Source organism: Dryocola boscaweniae (genome assembly GCF_025215095.1).
GTDB classification, from domain to species: Bacteria; Pseudomonadota; Gammaproteobacteria; order Enterobacterales; family Enterobacteriaceae; genus Dryocola; species Dryocola boscaweniae.
The window spans coordinates 38,601-58,317 of the sequence record NZ_JALHAP010000065.1 but is presented as its reverse complement, the minus strand read 5'-3'; the positions used below and the strand labels follow the sequence as shown (position 1 = coordinate 58,317).

Sequence of the window (19,717 nt, the reverse complement as noted above, 5' to 3'; positions counted from 1 at the left end):
CAGATGTTTACACATCCATAATCCGCAGGTACTGTATATTCCTCAAGCGCAATTTGTTCATGGCGAAGTGAAGGACTTTCATGATCGAGATAAAACACCTGCGGACGCTCCAGGCGTTACGAAACTGCGGCTCTTTAGCCGCCGCTGCCGCCTCGCTGCATCAGACCCAATCCGCGCTCTCCCATCAGTTCAGCGATCTGGAGCAGCGGCTCGGGTTCCGCCTGTTTGTTCGTAAAAGTCAGCCGCTGCGCTTTACGCCGCAGGGAGAAATTCTGCTGCAGCTCGCAGAGCAGGTTCTGCCGCAGTTAAGCCGGGCGCTGCAGGCATGTAACGAACCGCATCAGGCCACGCTTCGCATCGCTATTGAATGCCATAGCTGTATTCAGTGGCTGACCCCGGCGCTGGAGAGTTTTAATAAGCAGTGGCCGCAGGTAGAGATGGATTTCAAATCAGGCGTCACCTTCGACCCGCAGCCCGCCCTGCAGCAAAGCGAGCTGGATATTGTGTTAACGTCCGATATTCTGCCGCGTAGCGGCCTGCATTATTCACCGATGTTCGATTATGAAGTGCGCCTGGTGCTGGCAACCGATCACCCGCTGGCGGGTAAAGCGCGTATTGAGCCTGAAGATTTGAGCAGCGAAACGTTGCTGATTTATCCGGTGCAGCGTCAACGCCTGGATATCTGGCGGCATTTCCTGCAGCCGGCGGGCGTTAGCCCATCGCTGAAAAGCGTCGATAACACGCTATTGCTGATTCAAATGGTGTCGGCGCGCATGGGAATTGCCGCGCTGCCGCATTGGGTGGTGGAGAGTTTTGAACGCCAGGGCCTCGTAGTAACCAAAACCCTGGGCGAAGGATTATGGAGCCGGTTGTACGCCGCCGTACGCGATGGCGAGCAGCGTCAACCGGTAACTGAAGCGTTTATTCGCTCGACGCGCTTACATGCTTGCGAGCATCTTCCGTTTGTGCGGAACGCGGAGCGACCCAATGGCGATGTACCCATAGCGAGGCCATTATCACCGTCCCACCAATGATAAAGCTCGGCCAGTGGGGCTGCTCCTGCCAGATGGCGAGGTTAACCAGCAGCCCCGCGGGAACATGCACGTTATTCATGATGCCGAGCGTACCGGCATCTACCTGCGTCGCCCCGTAGTTCCACATAAAGTAGCCAAGCCCGGAAGCCACCACGCCCAGCCAGACCAGAATGCCCCATTGCAGGTTAGTGGTTGGCAGCTTCTGCGGATTACCCAATACAAACCAGGCGCTCACCGCCACCACTGCCGCCCCGAGGTAAAACCAGGAAAAGGCACACTTCTGCGGCATTGGACGGGTTTCCATCAGACGCTTGTAACCCACCATGCCGATTGCAAAGCAAATGTTCGCCGCCTGCACCAGCAGCAGACCAATCCAGAAGTGATCGCTTACTTTGTCGTAGCGAATAATTGCCGCACCAACTACCGCAAGCCCTGCGCTTAACGCGTAGCCCCAGCGCAAAGGCCTGTGGCTGAGCAAATCGTAAATCAGCGTGATGTAGAGCGGCGTGAGCACCGTAAACAGCAGGAATTCAGATACGGTGAGATAGAGATAGGCCTGGAAGCTGAACAGGTACATCACGCCCAACTGTAGCGCCCCCACCAGCATATACAACAATAACGTTTTCATGCTGTAGCCCTTAAATCGCAGAAACGGCAGAAATACCAGCGCCGCTAACCCTACGCGCATCAGCACGGAAAAATAACTGTCGACATGTCCGGCAAGGTATTCACCAATCAGGCTAAAGGAGAAGGCCCACAGAATGGTGGTGATGATAAGTAACGGCACGATGTTATCTCTACAACAGGCAATTTATTCGCCATTGTAGCGAAGCTTGTTGGCGGGATCTGAATTATTTGGTTGACGAGTGATTGATTAATGTACGGATACGTAGTGGATGGCGCCGATGCTTATCCACCCTACAATGCCGCAAATCCTGGAATCGTAGGGCGGGTAAGCACAGCGTCACCCGCCGAAAAATAAAGTATGGCGCTGACGCTTATGCGTTCGCCAAAGATCAATCCGCGCCGAGGAACATTTTGCGCAGGTAATGCGGCACAGCGTTGTCGGCGTTGGTGCCGATAACTTCCAGCTCCGGCAGCAGGTCTTTCAGGCGCTGGTGAGCGTTGCCCATAATACAACCTTTGCCCGCCATAGAGAGCATTTCAGCATCGTTCATGCCGTCGCCAAAGGAGATACATTCTTTCAGGCTATAACCCATAGCTTTGGATACGGCTTCCAGAGCGTGGCCTTTGGAAACGCCGCCCGCCATCACTTCCAGACAGGTGAGCGTAGAGAAACTGACGTTCACGCGATCGCCCCAGCGAGCGTTGATGGCCTGCTCCAGCGGCAGCAGCTTGTCATGGTCGTCGCAGGTAAAGAACACTTTGCTCACGCCGTCTGTTTCAAGCAGACCCGGCTCATAAAGCGAATAGTTAAATACTGCTTCTTTAAAATATTTCATCTCTTCCGGGCGATGGCGGTTCATAAACCATTCGTCGCCGCGGTAGACGTTGGTGACGATATCCGGGCTGGTGTGCATCACGCCAAACAGATCGGCTGCGATATCTCGGTCCAGATCGTGTGTGAACACCAGATTACCGTCGGTATCATGCACGCGCGCGCCGTTGGAGGTGATCATGTAGGCTTTGATTTCGAGGTTATCGCGGATCTGCGCAACGTCGATGTGGTGGCGTCCCGTAGCAAACACGAAATGAACGCCCTGAGCGGTGAGCAGTTTTAGCGTTTCTTTGGCATACGGAGAGAGCAGGTGATCGGGGGACAGCAACGTGCCATCTAAATCAGACGCAACGACATGGTACATAGGATTAGTAAACCTCTGGTGAAGAAAATTAACGATGCCGGTCGAAAAACTCGATGATGGCATTCAACGCTTCGGCTCGCATATCGTCCTTTTCGAACAGGATCTCATGATACGCGCCTTTTATGACGTAAGGTGTTTCCCCCTCACATGGATGGCCCGCCGCGGCACGAAGTTCGCAGAAGCGCTGGTGCGCGCGGTTATCCACCACTCGCTCCTCTTCTGCCTGGAGTATAAATATCGGCGTGGTAATGGCGGTGGCTCCCGCTAATACCTGAACTCCCGCTTGTATCCCTTCGCGTACCCAGTGCCATGTTGGCCCGCCTACCCGCAATGCCGGCTCATCAGCATAAAAACGCAGGTTGCGACGGTAACGCTCGCGGCTATGGGTCAGGACATTAACGCTAAACGGTAAAGCGCGCCAGCGGCCTGTTCCTATTGCATAACCTTCACGAATACGTTGATGGCCTTCGGCCCAGTCCAGAATATGGCGCACCATCCATTCCGGCCAGCGCAGCGTGATACCGAACATCGGCGCACAAAGGGCTACGGCATCAAACGCCTGTGAGTTTTTTTCCAGCCACAAAGAGGTAATTGCGCCTCCCATGGAATGGGCCAACACGTAGCGTTTTCGCCACGGACCCGGCGCGACCTCTTGCTGATAAAAACGGTCGAAATCATCAACGTAATCGCTAAATTTCACGACATGACCACGATGGGTGTCTGACAGCAAACGGCCCGAACGCCCCTGCCCACGATGATCGATAATCAGGATATCAAAGCCGCAATGGAACAAATCCCAGGCAAGTTCGGCATACTTCACGTAGCTTTCGATGCGCCCAGGACAGACGACTATCACGCGGTCATGATTTTTGGCGCGGAATCTGGCGTAGCGCACCGGTATATCGTCGACGCCCAGGAATTCACGTTCTTCACGCTCACGCCAGAAGTCCGTCAGCGGACCCATGGTGAAAGCAGCAAATGCGCCTTCACGCGCTAACCATCCATTTTTATGCTGAGTCATATGCTGTTTTTGCACCGTCTGACTGATTATTTGTGACCCATAGCACACCTATAAACAATAGCGTATTGTGGCACAAAAGTGTTCACTCGGGAATTTCGCATGACCTTCGAATGGTGGTTTACCTATCTTCTAACGACGCTGATTTTGAGCCTCTCGCCCGGGTCCGGAGCCATCAACACCATGACCACCGCCATCAGCCACGGCTATCGGGGCGCTGCGGCATCCATTGCCGGTTTGCAAACCGGGCTGGCGATTCATATCGTTCTGGTTGGCGTTGGCCTTGGCGCGTTATTTTCACGTTCGCTGCTGGCGTTTGAGGTGCTGAAATGGGCGGGGGTTGCTTATCTGATTTGGCTTGGCATCCAGCAATGGCGCGCCGCAGGCGCGATTGACCTTAATACGCTGGCGACCAGCCAGCCGCGCAGCCGTCTGTTTAAACGCGCCATATTTGTAAACCTCACTAACCCGAAAAGTATCGTCTTTCTCGCAGCACTTTTCCCGCAGTTTATCGCGCCACATCAGCCACTGGCGATGCAGTATTTGATTCTTGGCGTGACGACCGTGGTGGTCGATATCATGGTGATGATTGGCTATGCGACGCTTGCGACAAGGATTGCCGGCTGGATTAAGGGACCGCGTCAGATGAAAGCGTTAAACCGGGTGTTTGGTTCGCTGTTTGTGCTGGTAGGCGCGCTCCTTGCGGGAGCGCGACCTGGCTAATTAGCGAGAGATAATCAGGTGAATGCCGAAACCGGTGAACAAGGCGCCCGCCATGCCGTCAATCCATTTGGCGAGGCGCTGATAACCGCGACGCATTTTCGGTAAAGCAAACAGGCTGGCAACCACGGTAAACCAGGCAAAGGTTTCCAGCGCGATCATCACAAATAATCCCCATCGTTCGGCGCTGCCTACGTTATCGCCCACGAACAGCGAGAATACGCTCCCAAAGTAAATAATAGCTTTCGGGTTCGACAGGTTTGTCAGCAGGCCTTTCAGGAAGCTGCGCCCGCCGTGCGCCAGTTCCACCGCTGGCGACTCCTGCGTAACCGGCTCTTTTTTTAGCGCGCCGCGCAGCATCTGGTAGCCCATCCAGCACAAATATAATCCACCGCTGACCATGATGATGCTGTGCAGCCACGCCATTTTTTCAAGGATCAGATTCAGACCAAGCAGCGCCACGCCGGACCAGACCATAACGCCGCCGGTAATACCCAGTACGCCCATCATAGCTTCTTTGCGGGAGCGGCTAACGGCGGTCTGCGAAACGAAGAAAAAGTCGGGGCCGGGCGTGACCAGCGCAACGATATGCAGTACCGCTACGGTCAGAAAAAGCATCAACATAAGAAATAACTCGCGGGAAAATTATTCAGTGAGTGATTATCCTGCCACGTTCGGGCAGGACTGGCTACTACTCATCTTCGCCGTCGACGTGGCTGCGAATAAGCGACATAAATTCGCGACCAAAACGCTCCAGCTTGCGGGTGCCCACGCCGTTAATGCCAAGCATTTCGCCTGGAGAGATGGGCATCTGCTCGGCCATTTCGATAAGCGTCGCGTCGTTGAACACCACATACGGCGGGATATTTTCTTCGTCGGCAATCGCTTTACGCAGCTTGCGCAGCCTGGCGAACAGTTTACGGTCGTAATTACCGCCAAAGACTTTCTGATTAGCGCGAGGCTTGATAGCCACAACACGCGGCACCGCCAGCATCAGTGGCACTTCAGCTCGCAAATAAGGGCGCGCGGCTTCGGTAAGCTGCAAGGCGGAATGCTGAGCGATATTTTGCGTGACCACGCCGAGGTGGATCAATTGGCGAATCACGCTTACCCAGTGTTCCGTGGTGTGGTCGCGCCCTTCGCCGTAAATTTTGAGTTTGTCATGCCCCAGGTCGCGAATACGCTGGTTGTTCGCCCCGCGCAGCACTTCCACGACGTAGCCCATACCGAAACGCTGCCCTACGCGATAAATGCAGGAAAGCGCTTTTTGCGCGTCCACCAGCCCGTCGTAACGACGCGGCGGATCGAGGCACACATCGCAGTTGCCGCACGGCTGCTGACGGCCTTCACCGAAATAGTTCAGCAGTACCAGACGACGGCAGGTCTGCGCTTCGGCAAAGGCGCCCATCGCGTTGAGTTTATGGCGCTCAATATCCTGTAGCTGGCCGGCCGGCTTCTCTTCCAGGCATTTGCGCAGCCAGGCCATGTCCGCCGGATCGTAAAACAGCATCGCTTCCGCAGGCAGGCCATCGCGCCCGGCGCGCCCTGTTTCCTGATAGTAGGATTCGATGTTACGCGGGATATCAAAGTGCGCCACAAACCGCACGTTAGGCTTGTTGATGCCCATGCCAAACGCCACGGTAGCGACCACGATTTGCAGATCGTCGCGCTGGAATTTTTCCTGCACATCGGCGCGCACGTTATGCTCCAGACCCGCGTGATAAGCACCGGCGCTGATGCCTTTACTCTGCAAACGCGCAGCGGTGTCTTCCACTTTGGCGCGGCTGTTACAGTAAATAATGCCGGATTTGCCGCGCTGTTCCTGAATGTAGCGCATTAACTGATCGAGCGGTTTAAACTTCTCCATCAGCATGTAGCGGATGTTTGGGCGGTCAAAGCTGCTGATTTGAATCAGCGGGTCCTGCAAACCAAGCAAACGGACGATATCCAGCCGCGTGGTGTCATCGGCGGTGGCGGTAAGGGCGATAAACGGCACGGTTGGCAAGCGCTGGCGCAGTTGGCCTAGTGCGGCGTATTCCGGGCGGAAATCGTGCCCCCACTGGGAAATACAGTGCGCTTCGTCCACGGCCACCATTGAGAGATGCCAGTGGCTGATTTGGTCGATGAAGTTGTCCATCATCAACCTTTCCGGAGCGATATACAGCAGGCGGATTTGCCCGTTACGGCAGCCGGCCATTACTTCCTGTTGCTGCTCGCGGCTTTGGGTGGAATTAAGACAGGCCGCAGCGACGCCGTTCGCCAGTAGCTGATCGACCTGATCTTTCATCAGAGAAATCAGCGGCGAAACGACAACCGTCAGCCCGCCGAAGACCAGAGCGGGGATTTGATAACACAGGGATTTACCGCCGCCGGTAGGCATCACGACCAGGCAGTCGCGCCCGTCAAGCACCGTTTCGATGATGGTTTCCTGGCCCGGACGGAACTGCTGGTAGCCAAAGGTTTCTTGCAAAACCTGCCTTGCCAGCGCTGTCTGATTGATTACTTCCGCCTGTGTCACGCTCACTCCACCACCAAAAATTCAGGCGCCATTTTCAGCGCCTGCGTCAGAAACTGCAACTTTTTAGAACAGATCGTTGAGCATAACGCCTACGCCGAAGCGTGTCTGGTTAAAGTTGTAATCAATTAACGACTCACCGTAGCCGCTGTAGAGCTGAGTATACAGACGTACATGTTTGGTGACCGGATAGCTAAAGCCCATTTCTGCCCCACCGTAGCCGGTGTTCCAGTTGTACTGGCCTTTCACGCTCAGCACTGCGTCACCCAGCGAGTAACCAATTTTTAGCTGGTAATAACCCATATACTTGGTGATGTCCGGGTTGTCGTCGGTGCTGCCAAGTACGTACCACGGTTTCGCTTCAACCAGCCAGTTGCCGTTTTCCGCCATCAGACGAGCATACAGGCGGTTCCAGCTACGGGAAGTTGGATCGGATCGACCATTGGAGTTGTGATTATAGCCAAACTCCACGTCTCGCAGCGTCCAGCCTGCAAATGTATCGTCCATAGCAAACCCGAGAAAGAGCTGCGGCTCATAGTTGGTTTCGCGGAACGGAGAAGACTCACCGCGGTTAGAAAGCTGCCACCAGGATTTCTGCGTGTAAGACGCACCCAGCACAGAATTAGAACCAAGGATGCCGCGCCACAGCGGGAAAGCGAGGCTTAGCTGAAATTTCACTTCATCTTTGCGGGCGTTATCTGACCAGTTGTAGGAACCGATGGCTTCTTTGTTCAGGTCATCCGTCACCGTATAGAGCAGGTAGTTAGTATCGTACGGATAAAGCGTGAACGGGTTGTCATGTTCCTGAAGCAGGTTAGCAATGATGCTGCCGCGCACGGCGGGTTTGTCATGAACCTCTTTAATCGTGGCTTCCTGTGCGTAGGCCGTAAAAGGCAGCAAACACGCCGCCATCAAGTATCCCAGAAACTTGCGCATCGACAATGTTCTCCTGAACATGAAAATGAGTATCGAATTATTAGCTGCCGGACATTCTACATAGTTCCTGAGCGTCTCGCGCGGTCAACCTTTCTTAAAGTGGAAAGCAACAAATATGAAGCATAAAATGCACATTCAGTTAACTTATTCAGGCTTTTTTCGATCGAGGAACGATCCATGTCCGGCTCCATACTGACTCCCGAATCCGCACTTCAACTGGTTGGCGAAATTTTTGTGTATCACATGCCGTTTAACCGCGCGCTGGGCCTTGAGCTGGAGCGCTATGAAAAAACCTTTGCCCAGCTTGGATTTAATAATCAGCCGATGATGGTTGGCAACTGGGCGCAGAGCATTTTGCACGGCGGCGTCATTGCCTCCGCGCTGGATGTGGCGGCGGGCCTGGTTTGCGTAGGCAGCACGCTGACGCGCCATGACACCATCAGTGAAGAAGAACTGCGCCAGCGTTTATCGAAAATGGGCACTATCGATTTACGCGTGGACTATTTGCGCCCGGGCCGGGGACAGCGCTTTACCGCAAGCAGCAGTCTGCTGCGGGCCGGGAACAAAGTCGCGGTGGCGCGAGTGGAATTACATAATGAAGAGCAGGTCCATATCGCCAGCGCCACGGCCACCTATATGGTGGGGTGAGAAGATAAATCCTGAAACGGCTGACAAAGAAGGAAAAAGCGTGGTTTTTCCTCCTTTGTAGCTAAGTGGCGAAAATCAATTAATTGATTTTCCTTATTATTTTCTGGGGATCTTTTCGTCTCTCAATTTTGTGTGCTTTGTCATCAATCTGTAAATCCTGTTACTATTCGCTCACTATTCTTTCGACGAGTTTTTACATGGATGCGAAACAAACCCGCCAGGGCGTGCTGCTTGCCCTCGCGGCGTATTTAATTTGGGGCATCGCGCCTGCTTATTTCAAGCTGATTCACTACGTTCCAGCGGATGAAATCCTCACCCATCGCGTTATCTGGTCGTTCTTTTTTATGGTGGTGCTGATTAGCCTTAGCCGTCAGTGGCCGCAGGTGAAAAAGGCCTGTAAGAATCGCAAAAAGGTATGTGCGATGGCGCTCTCTGCGGTGCTTATCGGCGGCAACTGGCTGCTTTTCATCTGGGCGGTGAATAACAACCACATGCTCGAAGCGAGCCTCGGTTATTTCATTAACCCGCTGGTGAACGTCGTCTTAGGCATGATTTTCCTCGGCGAACGCTTTCGCGCAATGCAGTGGGTCGCGGTGGCGCTTGCCGCCTGCGGCGTACTGGTACAGCTTTGGACGTTCGGTTCGCTGCCGATAATCGCGCTGGGCCTGGCGTTCAGCTTTGCGTTCTACGGGCTGGTGCGTAAGAAAATCGCCGTGGACGCGCAAAGAAGATTGCGGAAAATCGGCTAGCGGTGGGTGTGATGATGTCGGGTGGCGCTACGCTTACCCGACCTACAATCATCACCAAAGAGATGTAGGTCGGATAAGCGCAGCGCCTCCGGCAAAGCTGCCGGCAAACTACAACCAGTTCTTGCGCTTAAAGTAGAGATAAGGCGCAAGCCCGGCAAGGATCATCACGATAATCGCCGCCGGATAACCGAAGCTCAGTTTCAGCTCGGGCATAAATTCGAAGTTCATCCCATAGCTTGACGCCACAAGCGTAGGCGGCAGGAACACAACCGAGACCACCGAGAAGATTTTGATGATGCGGTTCTGCTCGATGTTAATGAAGCCCATCGCCGCCTGCATCAGGAAGTTAACCTTCTGGAACAGGGATTCGTTGTGCGGCAGCAGGGATTCGATATCTCGCAGGATTTCACGCGCCTGCTCAAGCTGGCCGCCAGGCAAACGCGCTTTACGCACCAGGAAGTTCAACGCACGCTGGGTATCCATCAGGCACAGGCGAACCTTCCAGCCAATATCTTCCAGTTCGGCAAGCGTTGAGAGCGCGGCGTCATACTCATCGCCCTGTTGCCCTTCCATGATCACCCGGCTTAGCTTTTCCAGATCGCTATAGATGTTTTCGATTTCATCTGCCAGTTGCTCAATTTTGGTTTCAAACAGATCAAGCAGCAGTTCATAGGCGTTGCCGTCCACCATATTCTGGCTGCGGGCGCGCATACGATAGAGCCGAAAAGCAGGCAGTTCGCGTTCGCGCAGCGTATAAAGGCGGCCTTCGCGGATGGTAAACGCGACGGTGCTGTTGCCGGCGTGATCGTCTGCATCTTCGAAGAAGAAAAAGGAGTGAATGTGCAAACCGTCTTCGTCTTCAAAAAAACGCGCGGATGCTTCGATGTCTTCCAGCTCTGGTCGGGTTGCCAGGCTCTGGCCAAGTTCCGTTTGCACACGCTGCCGCTCACTCTCTTCGGGCTCGACCAGATCGACCCAGACAGAATTTGTCAGGTCATCGGTCTCATCCACTTCGAGACGGGACAGGCGATTGTTTTCCAGTTGAAATGCGCTCAGCATGACCGGGACTCCCAATGCAAAAAAATATCAGGGACAGCTCGGTTGGCACACAGACAGAAACATTACAGGTTTCAGACCATTAAACAGCCTGACTCATTGCGACGGGATAGAAAGATATGAGGTCGCCGACAACCACTAAGGCCATCAGCATAAGAGGATAGCCTTAGAAGTTGTACCTGGATGACAGGTAATTGAGCCAGTATCTACTGGGTGTGTCCAAGGCGAGTGTCCTCTTAAGCCGTTATCGTGCGCGCATGTTACGCCACCAAAAATATGGCGTCAACACGCAACGGGACACCGCAGACTAATAAATGCCAGTGAGGTTTAAAGGGTAGCAGCGCACGAAAAAATTGCGCGATATTTCTATAACTTACACCGTTTCGAGACGTGCATAAGCGGCCACCAGCCACTTAATTCCCTGCCCGGGGAACGCCACCTGCACGCGGCTATGCTCACCGCTTCCTTCCAGGTTGACGACGGTGCCTTCGCCAAACTTCGCATGGCGAACACGCTGCCCAAGACTGAAACCTGAATCGTTCTCAGAGATCGGCGTTCCCATACGCTGGTGGCTGACAGGCCGGCTGATGCTGGCTCGCAAACGCACCTCTTCCACGCAGTTTTCCGGCAGTTCGCCAACGAAACGCGACGGGCGATGATAAACTTCTTTACCGTACAGACGGCGGGTCTCCGCGTAGGTTAATGTCAATTTTTGCATCGCTCTCGTGACGCCAACGTAAGCCAGGCGGCGCTCTTCCTCCAGACGACCGCCTTCATCCAGCGACATCTGGCTTGGGAACATGCCCTCTTCCATGCCGACGATAAAGACCTGCGGGAACTCCAGCCCTTTTGCGGAATGCAGCGTCATTAACTGAACCGCGTCCTGCCAGGTATCCGCCTGCCCTTCGCCCGCTTCCAGCGCCGCATGCGACAGGAAAGCCTGCAGCGGCATGAGATCTTCGTCTTCGTCCTGATAGCTGAACTGGCGCGTTGCCGTCACCAGCTCCTCTAAGTTTTCGATACGCGTCTGGCCTTTCTCGCCTTTCTCCTGCTCGTACATCATCTTCAGGCCAGAATCTTTGATAACCCGGTCGGTCTGCACGTGCAGCGGCATATCGATAGTTTCATGGGCCAGCGCGTCGATAAGTTCCATAAAGCGTTGCAGAGCGGAAGCCGCGCGCCCGGCCAGCGCTTTCTCTTGCAGCAGCAGGCGGCAGGACTGCCAGAGCGTTAACTGCTTGTCACGGGAGGTCTGACGCACCACATCCAGCGTGCGATCGCCTATGCCACGCGTGGGCGTATTGACCACGCGTTCAAAAGCGGCATCATCGTTACGATTGGCAATCAGGCGCAGATAGGAGAGCGCGTCTTTGATTTCCTGACGCTCGAAGAAGCGCATTCCGCCGTAAATACGGTACGGCATGCCGACCTGCAGCAGCGCCTCTTCCAGCACACGCGACTGGGCGTTGCTACGGTAGAGAATGGCGCAATGTTCCAGCGCTCCGCCTTTCTCCTGCCAGGTTTTAATGCGGTTAACCACAAACCGCGCTTCATCCAGTTCGTTGAACGCGCAGTAAAGAGAAATGGGTTCGCCGTCGCTGCCGTCGGTCCACAGCTCTTTACCCAGGCGGCCAGCGTTGTTGGCGATCAGGGCATTAGCCGCATTCAGAATATTGTTCGTCGAGCGGTAGTTCTGCTCAAGACGAATGGTTTGCGCGCCGGAAAAGTCCGTCAGGAAGCGCTGAATGTTTTCTACCTGGGCGCCGCGCCAGCCGTAAATGGACTGATCGTCATCGCCCACGATCATCACCTTGCCGGTATCGCCCGCCAGCAGGCGTATCCACGCATACTGAATGCTGTTGGTGTCCTGAAATTCGTCCACCAGGATATTGGTGAAACGCTCGCGGTAATGATTGAGAATATGCGGCTTATTGAGCCAGAGTTCGTGGGCGCGCAGCAGCAGCTCGGCGAAATCCACCAGCCCCGCACGATCGCAGGCTTCCTGATAGGCCTGATACACTTTCTGCCAGGTTTGCTCAACCGGGTTGCCATAACTTTCAATGTGATGCGGGCGCAGGCCTTCGTCTTTTTTGCCGTTGATGTACCACATGGCCTGGCGCGGCGGCCACTGCTTCTCATCAAGGTTCAGCGCCTTAATCAGGCGCTTTAACAGACGCAGTTGATCTTCGCTATCCAGAATCTGAAAATCCTGCGGCAAATTAGCGTCCATATGGTGCGCGCGCAGCAAACGGTGCGCCAGGCCATGGAAGGTGCCGACCCACATGCCGCCCTGACTGGTCCCCATCAACTGGCCAATACGGTGGCGCATTTCTGCCGCAGCTTTGTTGGTAAAGGTCACCGCCATGATGGAGTAAGGCGAGCAGTTTTCAACCGTCATCAGCCACGCGATGCGGTGCACCAACACACGCGTCTTACCACTGCCTGCCCCGGCCAGCACCAGCATGTTGCTGCGCGAGGCCGCGACGGCTTCGCGCTGTTTATCATTGAGGCTATCGAGCAGGTAAGAAACGTCCATTGGCACCGCCATTTAAAGTGTATGAATACTCTAAATAATTCGAGTTACGGGAAGGCGGCAAGCTCGGGAATCCTCAGGAGCTTACATAAAGTAAGTGACTGAGGTGAGCGAGTGCAGCCAACGCATCTGTAGCTCGAAGTATGACGAGTATTTATACCTGGGATTTTATACAGAGTTCTGACGATTATATCAGCGCGGTGAGGGATGCCAACCGCGAAATTTCCAGATGTGGCAATAAGCGGCTGTCATTTATCTGCATCAGGTCGCCATCACGCAGGTTTATCCAGCATGCCTGCAAACCACTGCGCACCGCGCCTGCGACGTCGGTTGTGAGATCGTCTCCCACGTGAAGGATATGCTCCAGCGGCACTTCCAGCTTTTCGGCTGCAAGATAATACATATCGTTAAACGGCTTGGAACGCCCGTGCGGGCCAGCCCGCAGAATAAATTTAAAATACTTATCCAGCCCGAACAGATGCGGCTCCGCATTACCGTTGGTGATAGCCACCAGCGGCCATTTTTGCGCAAGCTTTGCCAGCGTATCGTGCGTTTCCTGCGGCACGTCGATGCGGCTGCGCCACTTAGCGAAATTCGCCATAGAAGCGGTGGCGCCCGTAGCGGCTTCTTCTGCGGTTAAGCCCGCGTCTAACATGGCCTGCTCAACGGCGCGGCGGCGCCATTCGGTCACATCGTGGTAGATGTCCGGCTCCGCCAGGCGGATAGCGTGACGCAGGCGCATAAAGTCTGGTTTTGTTAAGGCGCTAAGGCTCGGATGATAATTCTGCACAAAGCTCAGCGATTCCAGCTCGGTGCGTTCAATTACCGGGCGGTTGTCATACAGCGTATCGTCGAGATCGAAAGTGAGCGCGGCAATCGGCCCAATTGGGCGGTAAAAATGCATTACGATTTCCCCCGTTTGGCGCGTGGATGCGCGGCATCATACACCGAGGCTAAATGTTGAAAGTCTAAGTGAGTATAGATTTGTGTGGTGGACAGGTTCGCATGACCGAGCAGCTCCTGTACGCCGCGTAAATCTCCGCTTGATTCCAGCATATGCGTGGCAAAAGAGTGACGGAGTTTATGCGGATGAACGTGGCTGTTCAGCCCCTGTTTGATTCCCCACTCGCTAAAGCGTTTTTGTACGTTGCGGGCAGAGATACGTTTACCCTGCTTCGAGAGAAACAGCGCGTCGTCATCCGGGCCAAACAGCTCGCGCAGGCTGAGCCAGTGCTCAATCCAGATCACGGCAGATCTACCCACCGGCAAGCGACGCTCTTTGCTGCCTTTACCTGTCACCCATGCTTCACCGGTGGAGAGATCGATATGCCCGCAATCCATATTCACCAGTTCCGAAAGACGCAGGCCTGCGCCGTACATCACTTCAAGCATGGCGCGATCGCGTACGGCGAGCGGATCGTTAAGATCGATATCCAGCAGGCGATTAACATCGTCCACGTCGATATTTTTTGGCAGATGGCGCCCCGCTTTAGGCGCTGAAATTCCTTTTGCAGGATTGGCTTTCAGCTCGCCCTGGCTAATCAGCCAGTCGAAGAAGCTGCGCAAGGCGGAAAGACGCAGCGCAAGGCTTGATGGCCCAAGGCCCGCTTTACGGCTACGAACCGCCAGAGAACGCACGCCTGCCGCATCGCACTCCTGCCAGGCTTTCAGGCCCATCTCATCAAGCAGATGAATAATGGTTTCAAGCTGGCGGCCATAGTTAAGCAGAGTTAAGGGGCTGAGCTGACGCTCAACCTTCAGATATCTGAGAAAGCCATCAACGGACGGTTGCAGCGGTGAAACGGTCATACGCGTTCAATCCAGCGCTCCAGCAAATCCGGCAGCATCAGCGCCAGTTCGTGCAGCAACTGGGTGCCCTGCCCTTCGTGATAATGCTGTGCGTCACGGCTGCTAAAGAGCAGCACGCCAAGATCGGCATCGTTGCCCATCAGCGACATCGCTACCGAACCAATCGCTTTTGCCTGTGGCAACACCACCAGCAGCTCTGGCCCGTTTAACGGCCCCAGGTAGTGCTGATTATCGCCCAACCGCTGAATACGCAGCGCCTCGAAGGCCTGGCGGTTGAGCGCCAGATGGGTGAAATCAGAAGGCGCGCCAATGCGCCAGCGATCGGCAAAAAGACGCACGTTAGCGCCAGCCAACCCCATTTCACGCGCCCAGCGATGCAGTCGATTGAGCATCTCCTGCAAACTGGTGGCTGAGGCGAGGCGGCCCTGTAATTTCAGCAGCCGATAGAACAGCCCTTCATTGGCATTCGCCTGCTCCATCAGCAGGTTCATGTTTTCCTCAAGGCGATTGATGTGGTTACGGCTGCGTGCCATATGCCACTCCACCAGCGATACGGTGCCGCGTATCGGGTGCGGCACCTGCATTTGTTCTACCTGCTGGGCGTTGCGAATAAAGAAGTCGGGGTGGCGCAGCAGATATTCCGCCACGGCGTTATCATTGAGCTCCAGTACGGCTTCTTGCAGTTCCTCGGCGTTCTTCATAGATGTATGAATCCATCATAGACATGGGCCGCCGGGCCGGTCATAAACAACGGATTTCCCGGCCCTTTCCAGGCGATATCAAGGCGACCGCCGGGCAGTTCGACACGAACCTGCTCCGCCAGTAAACCTTGTTGAATGCCAACGGCCACGGCGCCACAGGCACCGCTGCCACAAGCTTGTGTTTCGCCCGCGCCACGCTCAAAGACGCGCAGGCGGATGTGTTCGCGGGTAACAACCTGCATGAAACCGATGTTCGCCCGCTCCGGGAAACGTTCGTGGTTTTCCATAACCGGCCCCAGGGTTTCAACAGCCGCGGTGGCTACGTCGTCCACCTGAATCACGCAATGCGGGTTTCCCATCGATACCACGCCGCACATAATCGTCTGTTCGGCCGCACGCATAATATAAGTTTTTTCCGCTTTGTTTGCGCGGAACGGCACATCTGACGGTTCGAAGTTTGGTTCGCCCATATTGACGCGCACCAGTTCATCATCGGTTACGCTCAGCACCATGCGTCCATTCGCCGTGCTTACGCGGATGTCACGTTTGTTGGTCAATCCTTTCAGGCGCACAAAACGGGCAAAACAGCGTGCGCCGTTACCGCACTGCGAAACTTCGCTGCCGTCGGCGTTGAAGATGCGGTAATGGAAATCGAGATCGGGATCGTAAGGCGGTTCAACCACCAGCAACTGATCGAAACCCACACCGAGATGACGATCCGATAAGCGACGGATCAGCTCGGGGGAGAAATAGACATTCTGTGTCACCGCGTCGACGACCATAAAGTCATTACCGAGGCCATGCATTTTAGAGAACTGCATCTTCTGCTCCATTTCCGCGGTTACTTATCTCTTATTGGCTAATAAATCACCTGAGTCGGCGCATCATCCGTACCGCGATTGTTGCGATCCGGCGTTGTTGATTGCGTCTGCGGTTGAGGCGCAGTGCTCTGGGTAGCAGGTTTGGTTTTACCGTCAGCGGGCGGAAAATAAAGAGGACCTTTCAGGCCGCAACCTGTCAGGCTAAACAGCGCCAGTACCACCGCCAGTGGGCAGAAAATTTTCTTCATTATTGAGTTGCCTGTGATTCAATATTCTGTTGTCTATCATCGCAGGTGAACCCCGAAAAGCAATACTCTTTTCTATTCACTCTGGTTGCTTTTATACTGCCGTGAAGACGGACAACCGGGAAGAAGAGATGAACGACAGCGAATTTCATCGCATATGTGATGGCTTGTGGATGACTATCGAAGAACGCCTGGATAGCTGGGACGGCGAGACGGATATCGATTGTGAGATCAACGGCGGCGTGCTGACGCTGAGTTTTGAAAACGGCAGCAAAATCATTATTAATCGCCAGGAGCCGCTGCATCAGGTATGGCTGGCGACTAAAAGCGGTGGTTATCACTTTGACCTGAAAGGCGATTTGTGGATTTGCGATCGTAGCGGCGCTGAATTCTGGCAGTTACTGGAAGAAGCTTGCACCCAGCAAGCGGGCGAGCCGGTAAGCTTTAGCTAATTACTGATACTGTTGCAGCAGCGGCGTTGCGTTATCGTCATGATTCGCCGACGTCGCAGGCAGAATGGTTTGGGTGCGGAAAGGAATGACCTGCATGCGCCCTTCTACCTTCACAATCTGATAGAACTGCGGCAGGTTGAAGTTGATGAAGCTTGAACCGTAGGTGAAGCGGTCATGAGATGACGAGTAGAAACGGCTGACGTCGCGCACCAGATCTTCTTTGCTTCCTTCGCAGTGGTGATACACCTCGGCCCGGTTGCTCTCATCAAGAATGTAGATGTTAAAGCCCTGCTCTTCGTTGGTCTCTTCGAAGAAGAATTGAATAATCCCTTCGCTGGCAAAACCATCCACCACCGGCGGCAATTGCACCTGGTTCGTTTCTACCTGAACCGACAGGCCGTGCAGCTTGTTATGGGAAATCGCCCCATAGAACTCCACCGCATTTTCCAGCTTCTGCACCGACACGCTCAGACGTTCGAAGAACAGACCCCAGGTTTGACCGGAAACGCGCAGCGCTTTGAAGCGTCCAGGCTCCTGGCGGGTGCTGGATAAACGGAATTCAATACATTCGGAAACCAACTGCTGGACGCGAGTACGGATCAGACCGCGTAAATGCTGGCTGTAGCAGAAGACTTCTACGCTATCCGGCGGCGCGGCATCCTGGTGCATTTTGCCGAGGATAGTCTTCAGCGCTTCGATCATCGCCTGTTCGCCGTTGAAATGCAAAGTACGTACTTCGTTCCACGAGTTGCGATAAAGCAGATCGACGCTGCCGACCAGACACTGCTGCTGCTGCCCGAAGCTGAAAACGTCCAGCTTGCGGAAATCGAAATGCACCACCTGATTGCGGAATGCCGCGGTCGGGTCATATTCGAGATTGACGATAATCGCCAGATGGCGAATTTCGCACGGGCTGTAGAGCGCTTTTGGCGTTGGCGCAGGCAGACGCAGCGGGAAGTGATGGGAAACATCCGCCACCATTTCCTGCAGCTTAGGCAGGTCGCAAATACCGTTGCCCTTAATAAACAGGCGGGTGCGCGAGGTCAGCAGGCCATTAAAATAGGCCCATGCCACCAGCTTATTAAGATAACGGTTATATTCCAGCGGTTGATGGCTGACGATGGAGTCCATGTTTGGCGCGCGGTTGTAAAGATACCAGCCGGAACGGTTGGCACGGCCCGGCGGCACATGGATAAAGGTAAGATTTGTCTCGGAGAGATCCGGCGAAATCTGCGGGTTCACCAGGGTGACTTTACCCGGCAGCGCTTCGAAGGCGGCGTAAAGTTTACGGGTCAACACGCCGATATCCTGCGGGCTGGCGCTGACGCTGAGGTTGTTGCGGCGCGCAAAGCGAATCAGGTTGCGGTAGCTTTGCATCATCGCATCCAGCAGTTCGTTGTGGGCATCGCGTACCTGGTCAATCTTCCAGTTGGCGCGGTTATCCAGCATTGCCAGACGCTCTTCGTCCCAGCCCCACTCTTTTACGAGCTGGCTTAAAACTTCACGGCGCCAGCCGACGCAGGCCCGCTCGCGTGAAAGTTTTTCGCACACTTTCAGATAGAAGCAGCGGCGCACCAGATCCAGACGCGCGGTATCTTCGATTTGCGTCAGATAGTGGGTTACGCGTTCCAGCATCATGCAGTAAGGATCGAGACCAAAGGAGACGATCTCGCCGTCGTGCAGGCGCTGTTTGATGTCTTTCGCCAGCAGGCGCGCGTTCGGATATTCCCAGGAATAGGCTTCCAGCAGCAGGGTTTTCAATACCGCTTTGTAGGGAGAATCGATACTTTTATAGAGCTGCCACAGGCTGGCGCCGAAGTATTCTTCAGCGGAGAGCGAGCTCAAGCCGCCGAGATCTAACCATTCATTTGGCGTCAGCACGCCCTGCGCATAGAGCGACATGACGTAATCGTCATAATGCTCTTCTTCATCGCCTGGCACCATATTCCACAGAATACGTTTGCCCGCGAGGCGCACAGCGGTACGGTAAAATTCGTCCAGCAAAAGAATGTGTTGCGTGGAACCGCAGTCTTCGCCGCCGAGGCTGCCGCTTTCGTTATGACGGAAACGGTTCTCATCGATCAGGAAGAAGCTAACTTCAACGCCCAGCGAGGCGGCCCAGCTTTCCAGCAGGTTACATTTACGCTGTAACAGTTGACGTTCGTCGTTATCAAGCCACGCCTGATGGCAAACCCAGATATCCAGGTCTGAAGAGCAGCTTTGGCCGACGGAGGAGGTACTGCCCATGGAATATAAACCGGTTATAGGCAACTCGCCCGAGACAGTTTCCTGCGGCGGCATGCCGCGCATCAATTCCAGTTCGTTAAGATAGTGGCGTTGGGTTTCATCAGGCGTGTAAATGCAAATGCCGTGTGGGACGTTACCGTCAAGATAACCAGGCATCAGCGGGTGATGATAATGTAACAACGTTGGCAGAAGACTGTAGACCTGTTGGAAAGCAGGCCCCATGGCAGCAAGCGCGCGATCTACACGCAGTTGGTTGATGGCATCCAGTCTCTGTTTAAGAGTCTCAATATAGAGGTACAAGACATATCGCCTGATGGTTTCAGTATTTCGAAAAAACCCGTTTCCTGATTGTTGCCTTTATGATTATAAACGAACGGGCAAACAATTGCTGGAAACGTGATCAATTTAAC

The 19,717-nt window shown here is 54.4% G+C and carries 19 protein-coding genes and 1 pseudogene; 5 read left to right on the top strand and 15 right to left on the bottom strand.

All coding sequences use genetic code 11. The features are described from left to right. The first annotated feature begins 80 nt into the window (after nt 1-80). The gene (gene metR, locus MUA00_RS01375; RefSeq protein ID WP_271121344.1) at nt 81-1,034 is read left to right on the top strand and encodes an HTH-type transcriptional regulator MetR; all 954 of its coding nucleotides are present in this window, start codon (nt 81-83) and stop codon (nt 1,032-1,034) included. Here metR and MUA00_RS01370 read toward each other — a convergent pair. From MUA00_RS01370 to pldB, 3 genes are all read right to left on the bottom strand, one after another. Continuing rightward, the gene (locus tag MUA00_RS01370; protein WP_271121343.1) at nt 922-1,821 is read right to left on the bottom strand and encodes a carboxylate/amino acid/amine transporter; all 900 of its coding nucleotides are present in this window, start codon (nt 1,819-1,821) and stop codon (nt 922-924) included. The genes metR and MUA00_RS01370 overlap by 113 nt on opposite strands. 229 nt (nt 1,822-2,050) lie before the next feature. Then, nucleotides 2,051-2,857 carry a sugar/pyridoxal phosphate phosphatase YigL gene (yigL, locus tag MUA00_RS01365; RefSeq protein ID WP_271121342.1) on the bottom strand — a complete coding sequence of 269 codons (807 nt, stop codon included), beginning with the start codon at nt 2,855-2,857 and terminating at the stop codon, nt 2,051-2,053. A gap of 28 nt (nt 2,858-2,885) precedes the next feature. After that, complete coding sequence (gene pldB / locus MUA00_RS01360) at nt 2,886-3,878, bottom strand: lysophospholipase L2 (protein WP_271121341.1); 993 nt, start codon at nt 3,876-3,878, stop codon at nt 2,886-2,888. 99 nt (nt 3,879-3,977) lie between these two features. On the opposite strand from pldB, the gene rhtB reads away from it, so the two are divergent. Continuing rightward, entirely contained in the window at nt 3,978-4,598 is a 621-nt protein-coding gene (rhtB, locus tag MUA00_RS01355; RefSeq protein WP_271121340.1) for a homoserine/homoserine lactone efflux protein, read from the top strand. Here the strand turns inward: rhtB and rhtC are convergent, their stop codons facing one another. From rhtC to pldA, 3 genes are all read right to left on the bottom strand, one after another. Beyond that, complete coding sequence (gene rhtC, locus MUA00_RS01350; RefSeq protein WP_271121339.1) at nt 4,599-5,219, bottom strand: threonine export protein RhtC; 621 nt, start codon at nt 5,217-5,219, stop codon at nt 4,599-4,601. Between the two features lie 67 nt (nt 5,220-5,286). Beyond that, the gene (recQ, locus tag MUA00_RS01345; RefSeq protein WP_271121338.1) at nt 5,287-7,113 is read right to left on the bottom strand and encodes an ATP-dependent DNA helicase RecQ; all 1,827 of its coding nucleotides are present in this window, start codon (nt 7,111-7,113) and stop codon (nt 5,287-5,289) included. A 63-nt stretch (nt 7,114-7,176) separates the two neighbouring features. Continuing rightward, complete coding sequence (pldA, locus tag MUA00_RS01340) at nt 7,177-8,046, bottom strand: phospholipase A (RefSeq protein ID WP_271121337.1); 870 nt, start codon at nt 8,044-8,046, stop codon at nt 7,177-7,179. Between the two features lie 177 nt (nt 8,047-8,223). On the opposite strand from pldA, the gene yigI reads away from it, so the two are divergent. Then, the gene (gene yigI / locus MUA00_RS01335) at nt 8,224-8,694 is read left to right on the top strand and encodes an acyl-CoA thioesterase YigI (RefSeq protein WP_271121336.1); all 471 of its coding nucleotides are present in this window, start codon (nt 8,224-8,226) and stop codon (nt 8,692-8,694) included. A 197-nt stretch (nt 8,695-8,891) separates the two neighbouring features. Continuing rightward, nucleotides 8,892-9,419, top strand: a pseudogene (gene rarD / locus MUA00_RS01330) (EamA family transporter RarD); the annotation flags it as partial. A 132-nt stretch (nt 9,420-9,551) separates the two neighbouring features. Here the strand turns inward: rarD and corA are convergent. The 8 genes from corA to lptM all read right to left on the bottom strand — a co-directional run bounded on the left by corA (nt 9,552) and on the right by lptM (nt 16,611). After that, the gene (gene corA / locus MUA00_RS01325) at nt 9,552-10,502 is read right to left on the bottom strand and encodes a magnesium/cobalt transporter CorA (RefSeq protein WP_271121335.1); all 951 of its coding nucleotides are present in this window, start codon (nt 10,500-10,502) and stop codon (nt 9,552-9,554) included. A 163-nt stretch (nt 10,503-10,665) separates the two neighbouring features. Beyond that, nucleotides 10,666-10,722: a YsgD/CorL family protein gene (gene ysgD, locus MUA00_RS01320; protein WP_236127787.1), complete on the bottom strand. Its 57-nt coding sequence runs from the start codon at nt 10,720-10,722 to the stop codon at nt 10,666-10,668. 150 nt (nt 10,723-10,872) lie between these two features. Then, the gene (uvrD, locus tag MUA00_RS01315) at nt 10,873-13,035 is read right to left on the bottom strand and encodes a DNA helicase II (RefSeq protein WP_271121334.1); all 2,163 of its coding nucleotides are present in this window, start codon (nt 13,033-13,035) and stop codon (nt 10,873-10,875) included. A gap of 184 nt (nt 13,036-13,219) precedes the next feature. Continuing rightward, complete coding sequence (gene yigB / locus MUA00_RS01310) at nt 13,220-13,936, bottom strand: 5-amino-6-(5-phospho-D-ribitylamino)uracil phosphatase YigB (protein ID WP_271121333.1); 717 nt, start codon at nt 13,934-13,936, stop codon at nt 13,220-13,222. Then, entirely contained in the window at nt 13,936-14,841 is a 906-nt protein-coding gene (gene xerC / locus MUA00_RS01305) for a tyrosine recombinase XerC (RefSeq protein WP_271121332.1), read from the bottom strand. The genes yigB and xerC overlap by 1 nt, the downstream gene beginning before the upstream one ends. After that, on the bottom strand, nt 14,838-15,542 hold the full coding sequence (locus MUA00_RS01300; RefSeq protein ID WP_271121331.1) for a DUF484 domain-containing protein: 705 nt from the start codon (nt 15,540-15,542) through the stop codon (nt 14,838-14,840). The genes xerC and MUA00_RS01300 overlap by 4 nt, the downstream gene beginning before the upstream one ends. Continuing rightward, complete coding sequence (gene dapF, locus MUA00_RS01295) at nt 15,539-16,363, bottom strand: diaminopimelate epimerase (protein WP_271121330.1); 825 nt, start codon at nt 16,361-16,363, stop codon at nt 15,539-15,541. Before dapF ends, MUA00_RS01300 begins: the two co-directional genes overlap by 4 nt. A gap of 38 nt (nt 16,364-16,401) precedes the next feature. Then, the gene (gene lptM / locus MUA00_RS01290; RefSeq protein ID WP_271121329.1) at nt 16,402-16,611 is read right to left on the bottom strand and encodes an LPS translocon maturation chaperone LptM; all 210 of its coding nucleotides are present in this window, start codon (nt 16,609-16,611) and stop codon (nt 16,402-16,404) included. A gap of 128 nt (nt 16,612-16,739) precedes the next feature. On the opposite strand from lptM, the gene cyaY reads away from it, so the two are divergent. Beyond that, on the top strand, nt 16,740-17,060 hold the full coding sequence (gene cyaY / locus MUA00_RS01285; RefSeq protein ID WP_271121328.1) for an iron donor protein CyaY: 321 nt from the start codon (nt 16,740-16,742) through the stop codon (nt 17,058-17,060). Here the strand turns inward: cyaY and cyaA are convergent, their stop codons facing one another. Beyond that, nucleotides 17,061-19,607 carry a class I adenylate cyclase gene (gene cyaA / locus MUA00_RS01280; protein WP_271121327.1) on the bottom strand — a complete coding sequence of 849 codons (2,547 nt, stop codon included), beginning with the start codon at nt 19,605-19,607 and terminating at the stop codon, nt 17,061-17,063. Between the last annotated feature and the right edge of the window lie 110 nt (nt 19,608-19,717).

What these genes read in the sequence shown, in the direction of transcription:
- lptM (WP_271121329.1), bottom strand. Translation starts at nt 16,611, where the DNA reads ATGAAGAAAATTTTCTGCCCACTGGCGGTGGTACTGGCGCTGTTTAGC.
- yigB (WP_271121333.1), bottom strand. Translation starts at nt 13,936, where the DNA reads ATGCATTTTTACCGCCCAATTGGGCCGATTGCCGCGCTCACTTTCGAT.
- cyaY (WP_271121328.1), top strand. Translation starts at nt 16,740, where the DNA reads ATGAACGACAGCGAATTTCATCGCATATGTGATGGCTTGTGGATGACT.
- yigI (WP_271121336.1), top strand. Translation starts at nt 8,224, where the DNA reads ATGTCCGGCTCCATACTGACTCCCGAATCCGCACTTCAACTGGTTGGC.
- dapF (WP_271121330.1), bottom strand. Translation starts at nt 16,363, where the DNA reads ATGCAGTTCTCTAAAATGCATGGCCTCGGTAATGACTTTATGGTCGTC.
- rhtC (WP_271121339.1), bottom strand. Translation starts at nt 5,219, where the DNA reads ATGTTGATGCTTTTTCTGACCGTAGCGGTACTGCATATCGTTGCGCTG.
- yigL (WP_271121342.1), bottom strand. Translation starts at nt 2,857, where the DNA reads ATGTACCATGTCGTTGCGTCTGATTTAGATGGCACGTTGCTGTCCCCC.
- MUA00_RS01300 (WP_271121331.1), bottom strand. Translation starts at nt 15,542, where the DNA reads ATGAAGAACGCCGAGGAACTGCAAGAAGCCGTACTGGAGCTCAATGAT.
- xerC (WP_271121332.1), bottom strand. Translation starts at nt 14,841, where the DNA reads ATGACCGTTTCACCGCTGCAACCGTCCGTTGATGGCTTTCTCAGATAT.
- pldA (WP_271121337.1), bottom strand. Translation starts at nt 8,046, where the DNA reads ATGCGCAAGTTTCTGGGATACTTGATGGCGGCGTGTTTGCTGCCTTTT.
- uvrD (WP_271121334.1), bottom strand. Translation starts at nt 13,035, where the DNA reads ATGGACGTTTCTTACCTGCTCGATAGCCTCAATGATAAACAGCGCGAA.
- corA (WP_271121335.1), bottom strand. Translation starts at nt 10,502, where the DNA reads ATGCTGAGCGCATTTCAACTGGAAAACAATCGCCTGTCCCGTCTCGAA.
- pldB (WP_271121341.1), bottom strand. Translation starts at nt 3,878, where the DNA reads ATGACTCAGCATAAAAATGGATGGTTAGCGCGTGAAGGCGCATTTGCT.
- metR (WP_271121344.1), top strand. Translation starts at nt 81, where the DNA reads ATGATCGAGATAAAACACCTGCGGACGCTCCAGGCGTTACGAAACTGC.
- rhtB (WP_271121340.1), top strand. Translation starts at nt 3,978, where the DNA reads ATGACCTTCGAATGGTGGTTTACCTATCTTCTAACGACGCTGATTTTG.